The 10,716-nt window shown below is 54.2% G+C and carries 7 protein-coding genes; 6 read left to right on the top strand and 1 reads right to left on the bottom strand.

From position 1 onward, the window contains the following. Positions 1-90 precede the first annotated feature (90 nt). The 5 genes from BUB78_RS19370 to BUB78_RS19350 all read left to right on the top strand — a co-directional run bounded on the left by BUB78_RS19370 (position 91) and on the right by BUB78_RS19350 (position 6,245). On the top strand, positions 91-837 hold the full coding sequence (locus BUB78_RS19370) for a cyclic nucleotide-binding domain-containing protein (protein ID WP_342742352.1): 747 nt from the start codon (positions 91-93) through the stop codon (positions 835-837). Next, positions 834-1,214: a DUF3307 domain-containing protein gene (locus BUB78_RS19365; RefSeq protein ID WP_073200992.1), complete on the top strand. Its 381-nt coding sequence runs from the start codon at positions 834-836 to the stop codon at positions 1,212-1,214. Before BUB78_RS19370 ends, BUB78_RS19365 begins: the two co-directional genes overlap by 4 nt. A 164-nt stretch (positions 1,215-1,378) precedes the next feature. Beyond that, positions 1,379-2,737, top strand: a complete 1,359-nt coding sequence (locus BUB78_RS19360; protein WP_220084049.1) for a TolC family protein — start codon at positions 1,379-1,381, stop codon at positions 2,735-2,737. Continuing rightward, entirely contained in the window at positions 2,734-4,920 is a 2,187-nt protein-coding gene (locus tag BUB78_RS19355) for a type I secretion system permease/ATPase (RefSeq protein WP_073200988.1), read from the top strand. The genes BUB78_RS19360 and BUB78_RS19355 overlap by 4 nt, the downstream gene beginning before the upstream one ends. 2 nt (positions 4,921-4,922) lie before the next feature. After that, on the top strand, positions 4,923-6,245 hold the full coding sequence (locus BUB78_RS19350) for an HlyD family type I secretion periplasmic adaptor subunit (protein ID WP_073200986.1): 1,323 nt from the start codon (positions 4,923-4,925) through the stop codon (positions 6,243-6,245). A gap of 1 nt (position 6,246) precedes the next feature. On the opposite strand, the gene BUB78_RS19345 is transcribed toward BUB78_RS19350, so the two are convergent. Beyond that, on the bottom strand, positions 6,247-8,520 hold the full coding sequence (locus tag BUB78_RS19345) for a CHASE2 domain-containing protein (RefSeq protein ID WP_220084048.1): 2,274 nt from the start codon (positions 8,518-8,520) through the stop codon (positions 6,247-6,249). 152 nt (positions 8,521-8,672) lie between these two features. Between BUB78_RS19345 and BUB78_RS20170 the strand changes: the two genes are divergently transcribed. Further along, positions 8,673-10,716: Ig-like domain-containing protein (locus BUB78_RS20170; protein ID WP_139279411.1), on the top strand; the 2,044-nt coding region annotated here is incomplete at its 3' end.

Here is a 10,716-nt window from a genome sequence, read left to right as displayed (position 1 = left end):
TGGCATATCCTTTTCTCAGATGAGAATTGCGGCGCGTGAACAACGCCATGATATGCCGCCCCTCAGGGGCCATCACCAACTTTTAGCTATATCTCTTCGGCGCACATCCGTAACCTCTTCAAGCAAAGCCCACCCGTTAACACTGTTGTCCTGGATTTCAGAGGGGTCAGCCGAATAGATGGGGCGGCGATTGTTGCCTTGCATAAACTTGAACTGCTGGCATCCGAGAGGGCCGCTCAGGTGATCCTTTGTGAACTGAACCCACATGTCTTGCAGGAAATCGAGCGCCGATCGGTTCTTGAGGGGAGCCGCACGTTCAAAGTGTATGACAGCTGCGATATCGCGCTTGAAACCCTGGAGGATGATCTGCTGCGCCGTTTGCCTCTTGCTGCCAGCGAGGAAACCGCAAAGTCTGCTTTGATTGAAATCACGGGAGATCAAGACATCGCCGAGCGGTTCTTGACCATAATGGATCGCGAGTTGGTTCCCAAAGGCACCCTGTTATTGAAGGAAGGAGAGAAGTCGGGCGACGTTTTCATTATAGATCAGGGTAGCTTATCGGTTTACATTAAAGATAAAGATGGAAAGGATATTCGCGTGCTCAAACAAAAATCTGGGGCTATCGTCGGAGAAATCGCCAGTTACTCAGGCAAGGGAAGAACGGCGAACGTAGTCGCGGATAGTGAAACCGTAGTATATCGTTTTGCCGAAAACCGTATAAGAGATGTACAAGAATCTGAGCCAGTCTTGGCTGCGATTTGGCACAAGGGGATGGCTTCGGCACTCGCCAAAAAATTGCAACGCACGAACCAAATTTTAGGTGATCAATCATTATGAGTTACGACTTACTTCTAGTCATGTTGATTTTGTTTCAGACAAAGCATCTTGTTGCAGATTTTGTTTTTCAGTCGACTTGGATGATTCAAACAAAAGGTATCTACGGCCACCCTGGTGGCCTATGCCATTCGGGTATGCATGCGGTTCTGGGGGCTGCCGTCCTGTTGTTTGCACCGATTTCGATAGTGATGGTTGTTTTGATCTCTGTCGCCGAATTCATAGTTCATTACCATGTGGACTGGATCAAAGACCGAAAATTGAAAGAACTAGGATTTAAGGCTAGTGAAAAAGGCTTCTGGATTTTGGCCGGTCTGGACCAGTTTGCTCATCAAGTTACCTATGTGGGTATGTTGTTGGTCATTACACGCATTGCGTGACCCATCATAAATGCAACACGCAAAAGTGATAAACGTTGATTTTATTTAAAAATTACTAGAGGCTCAGGCGCATATACGCATTTCGCGCTTTACTGATTTTCATGATATAGAATGGGGTTTTCTGCATGGTGACGCATTGTGTATCCAGGTTGCTCCCGTTGATTGTGAGCCCATTGTTTTCATTTATTTTGGATGTTCCCTCGGCAAGAGCCGAGTCCATGCAATCTGCGGTGCATGCGGCTGTGACGACAAACCCGAAAGCGCAGGCAGGAAAAGAGAATGTAAAGGCTTCAGCGCTTGAACTGCTCCAGCTTGAAGAGGATTTCATGCCGCGCCTCTCCCTTTACGGCGACGCTGGTGCGCAGTACTTTGATGACCCGACGCGACTGTCGCCCCAAGATAACCGTCGTACCCGCTTTGGGCGTGAAATCGGACTGGCCGCAGAAGTGACACTCTTTGATGGGTATCGACGCGCAAACCGGGTTTATCGGAATTCAGCCAGGGTAGATGAATCGATCTTCAAGTTGCTGGATGCATCAGAGACACTCGCCCTGAATGCGGTCGAGGCATATATTGATGTCATTCGCCACACTGACTTGCTTGGTGTTGCGGATCAAAACATTCGCCGACATGTTGAAATATCGCGCTCGGTCAAGAAGTTGGTCAAGGTCGGCCGTCTGTCATCAAGTGACGAGTTTGAAATAGATGAACAGTTGCTGGCGGCACGTTTGAGCCGCCTGGAAGTAAAGCAAGCGCTCGAAAATGCGAAAGTGCGTTATGAAACTGTGATAGGCCATAAGCCGACCGCCAACATGTCTGTCCCAAATGTTCGAGAGCTTCCGGATACTCTGCGCGAACTGTTAATTCGAAGCGTGAGCAATAATTTCCGGGTGCGTTTGGCTGATACCCGCATTCAACAGAGCAAGTATCAAGCCGGAATAAACCGCTCAGATGAACTGCCAGAATTGAAATTGCGTGCAGGTATCCGCCACGGCTCAGATCTGGATGGATTGTCCGGAAGTGAGTCTGATGCTTTTGTGGGGCTTCAGCTTAATTGGGATTTGTATGCCGGAGGCCGAAAGGCTCGCCGTTCGGCCCTGAGCCGTCGAACAAGCGAGGCTCTGGCTGAAAGAGCGGAAGTTGTCCGCGAGGTGCAGGAACTGACGTCCAGAGATTGGATTTCTTATGGCACCGGGATAGAGCGCACTGTTCTTCTGGGGAATCAGAGGGCGGCTGCGCGCAAGGCGGCGGATCAATATCAGATGCAGTTTGATGGCGGTACACGAAGCCTGCTGGATGTTCTGGATGCCGAAAGAACCTTTTTCAACGTACGGTTCGAAGAAGTGAGCGCGAAAGCCAGCCTGGCCTTCAGCCAATTCCGGCTATTGGCAACGCAAAGTCAGTTGGCCACCTATTTTGGAGCCCGTCCGGCGGATGTGCCGCTTATGCCCAATTACGAGAAGCGTGCACGCGCGGGCCGCCCTGCTGCTATTTTCAACACTGAGATCCGTGCCCTCGAATGAAAAATAGCGTGACAGCGGAGCGCTTGGAAACGCCTTCTGGGTCTCGACCTGGACCCGAAAAAGAGCCTGCTTTGGCGACTGCGGCATGGCTCGCTTCTTTCCACGGTTGTCCGTGGACAGATAATGCCGCTACGGCGCGTCTGCCTGCCAATTTTGAAAGCAGGGACAAATCCAACCTTGTAAGACTGTTGGCCGCGGCCGGATTGAAAGCCCGTTTGGTTCTGCGGAAACCTAAGGAAATTGATCCCGCAGTCCTGCCCGCTGTTGTGTTCAGCCGCTCAGGTGAACCGATCATTCTGGTTGAATTTTTGGATGGGCAGACAAAAGCACGCATTCTGGAACCTGGGAATGAGGCCTCGGAGAGTGAAATCAAGCTGTCGGATCTGAAGCGGCGCATCACAAACGAGGTCATGTTGGTGACCGTCGACGATGAAGGAGCCGAACGCCGACTTTCAGCGGATCGAAGCAATGACCGTGGGCACTGGTTTTGGCGCCCGATGCGCGAGAATTGGGGCGAATGGGGGCAAGTGTTTTTCGCGGCGTTATGTATAAATGTACTTGGTCTGTCGCTGCCGATTTTCGTCATGAATGTATATGACAAGGTTGTTCCAAATCTGGCCTTCGTGACGCTTTGGACGCTTGCGCTTGGCGTGAGCATTGCATTGATACTGGATTGGGCGTTGCGTACAGTCCGTGCAGGTATTGTCGAGCGTGTCGGACGACGACTCGATAACAGAATATCGGCAGGACTTTTCCAACATGCGATGGCCTTAAGGCCAGAGGACTTTTCTGTCGGGTCAATTGGCGTTGCAAGCCACATTCGTGATTTTGAAACAGTACGGGAATTCTTCGGATCTGCGAGCTTGCTGTCGCTTATCGACCTTGTTTTCATCGGTCTGTTTTTTGTTGTCCTGTATTTCATTGTCGGCCCCCTTGCATATATCCCGATGATTGCGGTGCCTGTGATGCTCGTGCTGGCGCTCGCGGCACAGGTGCCGCTTGGGCGGGCGACACGCGATACCCAATCCTTGTCCCGGCGTAAAAACGCGGTTCTGATCGAAACGCTCTCCGGTTTGGATACCGTAAAGTCGCTCAATGCAGAGCCGGAAATGCAGCGGGAATGGAACCGCTCAAGTGCGATCGCGGCACGAATAGGCGGGCGCGGCCGGTTCTGGTCCAACTTCACGGCCAATGGCACGATGGCCATACAGCAGTTTGTAAGTGTGGGCATTGTTGTTTGGGGGGTGTTTCTGATTGCGGAAGGCAGCATTACGGTTGGGGCGCTGATCGCCGCCAACATACTGGCCAGCAGGGCGCTTGCGCCGCTCGGCAACATTGCGCAAACGATATTCCGGGCGCAGTTCGCATGGAGTGCACTGAAATCTCTTAGCGCGTTCATGGCGCTCCAGCCTGAGCGGGATCAGAAAATTCATAGCAATTTCAGAGTGAACAAGGGCGCGGTTCAACTGAACGATGTCACCTATACCTATCCGAACAAAGAAGTGCCCGCGGTCAGGGATTTTTCCTTAGCGATCAAACCCGGCGAAACCATCGCCCTGCTGGGGCGGGTCGGCTCGGGCAAAAGCACACTGGGCAAGCTTCTCAGCGGACTGCTGGTGCCCCAACGTGGAACCATCCTCATCGACGGCCACAGTTTGGGGCAATATGATCCGTCCGAACTGCGGGCGGGGGTCGGATACCTGCCGCAGGATACCGAATTGTTCACGGGAACGCTTCGCGAGAACCTGCTGATCGGATGCAGGTCTGCACCGCCGGACGAGATTGACAGGGCGCTGCATTTGGCAGGTGCGGACGAGTTCATCTCGACACTTCCCAAAGGTCTTGATCAGTTTATCGGTGAAAGGGGCTCCCATCTTTCCGGCGGACAGCGTCAGGGGCTGGCGCTTGCCAGGCTTTTGTTGCGCCGACCCAAAATTGTTTTTCTCGATGAACCGACCAACGCAATGGATCGCGACATGGAAACCCTGGTTGCCCAGAGATTGCGCGAGCTACCGGATAATGAAACATCGCTGATCCTGTGTACGCACCGCCCCGCACTTGCGAATTTGGCTCATAGGATGATTGTGATGGATTCCGGACGAAAGGTTCTTGATGGACCGCGAGACGACGTGATGTCCAAGCTAAATGCCGTGGGCATCAAGAAGCAGGCGGGGGAACATTAACTATGTTCGGAGCCCGGGTTGAAGAAGAATTCGTCAACAACGCCAATAGTCGTCCCCCGAGGGAAACGGGCGGATCGATCAAGTTACTTCTTGCAGTTCTGATCGCCGGGCTGGCCGGTTTCATATTTTGGGCCGCGAATTATGAAATCGAAGAAGTCACACGCGGACTGGGACAAGTTGTGCCGTCCAGCCAGATACAGGTTATCCAAAGCCTTGAGAGCGGTATTGTTTCAAAGATTAATGTTGAAGAAGGCGACATTGTGAACGCCGGTGATGAACTGATCCGAATTGATGACACTGCGGCCGGTTCCCAAGAGGGCGAACTGCGCAAACGTGAGGCGGCACTTCTTGCCGAGTTTGTCCGTATACAAGCCGAGGCCACGAACTCTGGAAATTTGGTTTTTACCAACGAGCTTCAGTCCCGAGCACCTGATGCTGTTGCGGCGCAACGGGAGGTGTATCTGTCCCGAAGGACACAGTTCGAGACTGAAGTCCTTGTTCTCAGAGATCAACTTGCGCAAAGAAAAGGCGAGCTGGAAGAACTCGAAGCGCTTCGGGAAAAGCTGCAAAAGCAGGTTGCGCCATTGCTGATAGAAGTCGAACTGACCGAGGGGCTTGTCGAAAGCGGGGCGGTGCCCGAGGTCGAATTTTTGCGGCTGGAGGGCCGTCTGGCCGAACTCGAGGGCGAGCTTGCGATCAGCAACGCACGCCTGCCTAAAACACGGGCCGCAATCCGCGAGGCTGAAAATCAGATCGCCGCCGCGCAATCTTCTTATGTGTTGGCGGCGCGTGAGCGTATGACGCTGGTGCAAGCCGACTTGTCGGTGCTTAAAGAAGCGTTGCGTGCCGCAACTGACCGGGTCACAAGAACCAGCCTGCGCGCACCGGTGCGTGGCGCAGTCAAAACAGTACACATTACAACGATTGGTGCCGTTGTGCAGTCTGGAGCCCGGTTGGTCGAGATCGTGCCCATCGATGACCGATTGCTGGTCGAGGCACGTATCCGGCCCAAAGATGTGGCTTTTGTTCGCCCGGGCGATCCTGCATCGGTCAAGATTACAGCATATGATTATACCACCTACGGCGATTTGGATGGCCGGGTGGAACGTATTGGCGTAGATACGATTGAGGATAGCGAAGGAGAAAAGTTTTTCCGGGTCATGGTACGTACCGAGGAAAGCAACCTAGCCGAAAGAGGCGAAGCCCTACCGATCAGCCCGGGCATGATCGCTCAGGTCGACATTCAAACAGGTCGGAAAACGGTTCTGAAATACCTGATGCGCCCCTTCTCTCGTGCGAAGGCCGAAGCATTGCGCGAGAGGTGATTTATTTCGTCTCGGCAACGTAAACTCCATCCCACTCGTCGCCCGGCGCATTCTCCGAGAAGGCTTGAATTCTCCGAACATAAAGGGCCGCATAGTCGGCAATGTCTATGTGTAATGCTTTCGCGTCACCCATGAGGCGGTCCAAAGCCGATTGAGCGCCCGTCCAGTCTTTTTGATTATAGGCGGTGCGCATTGCTGAATTTGTCTCGCTCAAAGCGGCAAAGGCACTGTCTTCACGCATTTCAACCCCGCCCAAAAGGCCGAATATGCGCTCGGGCCGCGTCTTTCCTTTAACGCGGATCAAGTCCAGTTCAATGACTGCAAACTCGCGTTCGACAGCCCGCGCGGTGCTTTCGCCCAGAACGATTTTGATCCCGTAGGCTTTTGATTGCCCCTCCAGGCGTGATGCAAGGTTCACCGCGTCGCCAAGGGCTGTATAGTCGAAGCGTGTATCGCTGCCCATGTTGCCAACGATGCAGGTCCCGCTGTTGATCCCGATGCCGACATCGATTGGCAAGACGTCTTCATCTTGGGCATTTTGCACTCGGAAGCGATTGAATTCCTTGATGTCTTTTTGCATCGTGAGAGCGGCGCGGCACGCGGCATGTTCGTGGTCGGCGGTTTCAAGGGGCGCATTCCAGAACGCCATCACGGCGTCTCCCATGAATTTGTCAATCGTTCCGCGTTGATCCAGAATGGGTTTCGACAGCACGGTAAGGAATTGGTTCATCAGCTTTGTCAGCCCGCCGGGATCCTCTCGATATTTCTCGGAAAGAGTGGTGAATCCTCGGACATCACTGAACAGAATGGTCAACTCGCGCCGATCGCCGCCGAGCGCCAGCCTGTCGCGATTTTCCGCAAGGCTCGCGACCAGATCCGGAGAGACATATTGACCGAATGCGGATCGGATATGTTGCCGCAGGCGTTCCTCGCGCAGATAGTTCAGACTAGACATCAGCATAACTGATGAAATGATGCAAAAGACGGGCCATACCGGATCAATGAGAATCTGGTTGGTACTGAACAGATAGTAAGAACTGCCAGCCCATCCCACCGCCAGAGAAATGGTCAAGGCAATCATCAGAACCGCACCACTGCGTGGAGCGATCAGAACCACGAAGAAAGACAAAATCAGCGCCGCGACAAGTTCAACCGCAACAGCATAATTGGGACGCTTAAGAAGCGTTTTGGACAGGATATTTTCCAGCAGTTGGGCGTGAATCTCAACTCCGGGCATCGGTTTTCCCAGAGGTGTCGGGCGAAAATCCTCTAATCCGATCGCCGAGGTTCCGATCAAAACCAGATGTCCGGCCAATCGCTGAGCAGGCAGGCGATCTGCCAGAATGTCTGCGGCGGAAACATAGCGCGCCCGCGATGAGGGGCTGTAATATGGCCATACCGAGCCGTCAGCGGCTGTTTCGATAAACTGTCGGGCCAGCACGACGCCTTCGATCCCGGCTTCATTCACGCGAACCGCAAAGGCGTCGGCCCCCGTTGCCACCCTCAGCAGTTCCGGCGCAAGCCCAAGACGTATCTGATCCTGAACCCGCATTACGAGAGGCACACGGCGGTAAATTCCATCTTCATCGGGTCGCACCGAAAACATTCCCCGCCCGGTCGCCGCGTCCTCCAGTACAGGCAGATTCTGCAAGATATCCGGAAAGCTATTTAAAAACTGATGAGGGTCTCCGCCAATCACAGCGTGCGCTACGGCGCGCATTTTGATCTTGGTGTCTCTGTTTGCGTCATTCGTCCGTACACTGGATTGCCCAAGTATCACCCGTGAGCTGGCGATCGCCTTTGCAAAAACGTCGTCATTCCGGGCCATGCGCCTGAGTTCTTCGAGCACTTCAGGCGTAAAAGATGGATTGTCCTCGGCAATCTTCTCCGGCGACAACCGGTCGGGTTCGGAAAATACGATGTCAAATCCAAGAGCCACAGCACCGTTGCGCGAAATGCCTGTTACCAAGTCGCCCATGCGCGTGCGTGGCCAGGGCCATTGCCCCAATTCCTCAAGGCTGGCGTCGTCAATATCCACAATCGCTACCGGCAACCCTTGTGGTTCACGCGGCTTGATACGCTGGTAGAAATCAAAGGCCGTGAAGCGCATTTCCGATACGATGCTGGGGTCCGCAATGCGAATTGCAAGCAGGCAAAACACAAGAAGCGCGCCCAAAAGGCGACCCAAGCCAATGCTCTGAAACAAGCCCGTGAGGAGATCTGCGTAGCGCAACTGTAAAAATCCCCCACCGTAAGAACCGAATTGGGTCAGCAAAGACGGCAAAAAGCACGCCGTCAACAGTCAACTTTTTGTGCACCCCCTTGACGGGAAGGGCGAAATTTAATTCGCGCCGCTAAAATTTTGCTCCGAATCGCCTGTGAGTGTATGCTGCTTTAATAATTTTACGTTTATTTTGGGGCAAAAACATGCGCGACATAGATTTTTCCGATCTATCCGTGATCGACGGAGATGTCATCTACCTTGATGCGGTCGGGGTGTCTCAGGTCACTATGCCCGATGCCGGTCAGCTGTTTTCAGGTGAATTTGTCCGGTTCGGATCCGATTTGATTGTGCAGAGTGATGGCGCGCCCGATGTCCGGATAACCGATTATTTCCGCCAAGGGGAACCCGCTGATTTGCTATCTCCCGATGGCGCAATTCTGCGCGGAGACCTTGTTGAACGCCTGGCTGGCCCCGAAGCGCCGGGCCAATACGCGCAAGTGGGCGAGACCCAGTTGGCTGATCCGATCGGTCAGGTCGAATCCGTGGAAGGTACTGCTTACGCACAACGCACTGACGGTACGCGTGTAGAGCTTGATGTCGGCAGTCAGGTTTTTGAAAACGACGTCGTTTTTACGCAAAGTAATAGCAAGGTGTCGGTGACTTTTGCTGACGGTACTATCTTTTCGCTCGCTTCAGATTCTCGGATGGTGCTCGATGAATTGGTTTACGAAGTGGGTGGAGACCAGAATAAGGCTGTTTTCGATCTCATTGAGGGCGGCTTCGTGTTTATCGCTGGCGAAGTGGCTAAAACCGGTGACATGGACGTCAATACGCCTACCGCCACAATGGGCATTCGGGGAACCACAGTCAAAGTTGATATGGCAACAAATGCGGGCGTGACCACGGTTTCCGTATCGCTCAATCAGGATCCGGACGGCGGGTACGGCGAAATCGAGTTGCTGGATCTCGAGGGTAATCTGATCGCGACGATAACCAGCAGCGACAAAAAATGGATAATTTCGCCCGTGGATGGCGAAACGCAAGCTGTTGACCGAACGGCCGGTGATTTTGCCGATGACGCCGATATTCTGGCTGATGCTGCCAAGGCTTATGCACTTGCTTATGATCGTGTTGAGAACGGCGAGACATTCGTCGAACTCGGGACGAGCAGTCGGCAGAGAGGTACCCAGAATCCCGTCGGCGAGAACGAGGCGAACCCTCAGAACGATGGCGCGCCGGGAGATAAAGGCAGAAACGATTTAAACGATGACCCTAGTGGCGGAAATAACAACAATACATCTGACGGGTTGGAAAAAGAAACCAGATTTCAGACTGACGAAGAGCCGGTCGTGCGAGTGGTCCAAGACGACAGTGTGACCAATGGCGAGGACGCCACGATAGTCGTTTCTGTTCTGGCAAATGACACCGGTGATTCACTTACATTGGTTTCGGCGACGGATGGTTTGAATGGGACCACCGCGTTGAATGATGACGGGACGATCACTTATACACCAAATGAAAACTTCTCTGGCGTTGACAGTTTCAGCTACACGGCCTCGGACGGCCAGGGCGGGAGTGATACGGCCACGGTCACGGTCACGGTCACCCCGGTGAACGACGCGCCGGTGGCGCAGGACGACAGCGCCGTCACGGCCGAGGACAGCAATGTGCAGATTGCGGTGCTGGACAATGACAGCGATGTTGACGGCGATGCACTGAGCGTGACCCAGGCGACGGCGCAGCACGGCACGGTGCTGATCAATGCGGATGGCACGCTGAGCTATTCCCCGGATGCCGACTTCAACGGCACCGACACGATCAGCTACACGGTCTCGGACGGCGAGGGCGGCAGCGATACGGCAGAGGTGACGGTCACCGTGGGCGCGGTGAACGACGCGCCGGTGGCGCAGGACGACAGCGCCGTCACGGCCGAGGACAGCAATGTGCAGATCGCGGTGCTGGGCAATGACAGTGACGTCGACGGCGATGCACTGAGCGTGACCCAGGCGACGGCGCTGAACGGCAGCGTGGTGATCAATGGCGACGGCACGCTGAGCTATACGCCGAAAGCCGATTTCAACGGCACCGACACGATCAGCTACACGGTCTCGGACGGGTTGGGCGGCAGCGATACGGCAGAGGTGACGGTCACCGTGGGCGCGGTGAACGACGCGCCGGTGGCGCAGGACGACAGCGCCGTCACGGCCGAGGACAGCAATGTGCAGATTGCGGTTCTGGACAATGACA

The organism is Roseovarius marisflavi (genome assembly GCF_900142625.1).
Taxonomy (GTDB): domain Bacteria; phylum Pseudomonadota; class Alphaproteobacteria; order Rhodobacterales; family Rhodobacteraceae; genus Roseovarius; species Roseovarius marisflavi.
The sequence above is the reverse complement of the archived record's forward strand: the minus strand, read 5'-3'. Positions and strand labels throughout refer to the sequence as shown.

Coding starts and splice junctions, on each gene's coding strand:
- BUB78_RS19365 (WP_073200992.1), top strand. CDS start 834: ATGAGTTACGACTTACTTCTAGTCATGTTGATTTTGTTTCAGACAAAG.
- BUB78_RS19355 (WP_073200988.1), top strand. CDS start 2,734: ATGAAAAATAGCGTGACAGCGGAGCGCTTGGAAACGCCTTCTGGGTCT.
- BUB78_RS19350 (WP_073200986.1), top strand. CDS start 4,923: ATGTTCGGAGCCCGGGTTGAAGAAGAATTCGTCAACAACGCCAATAGT.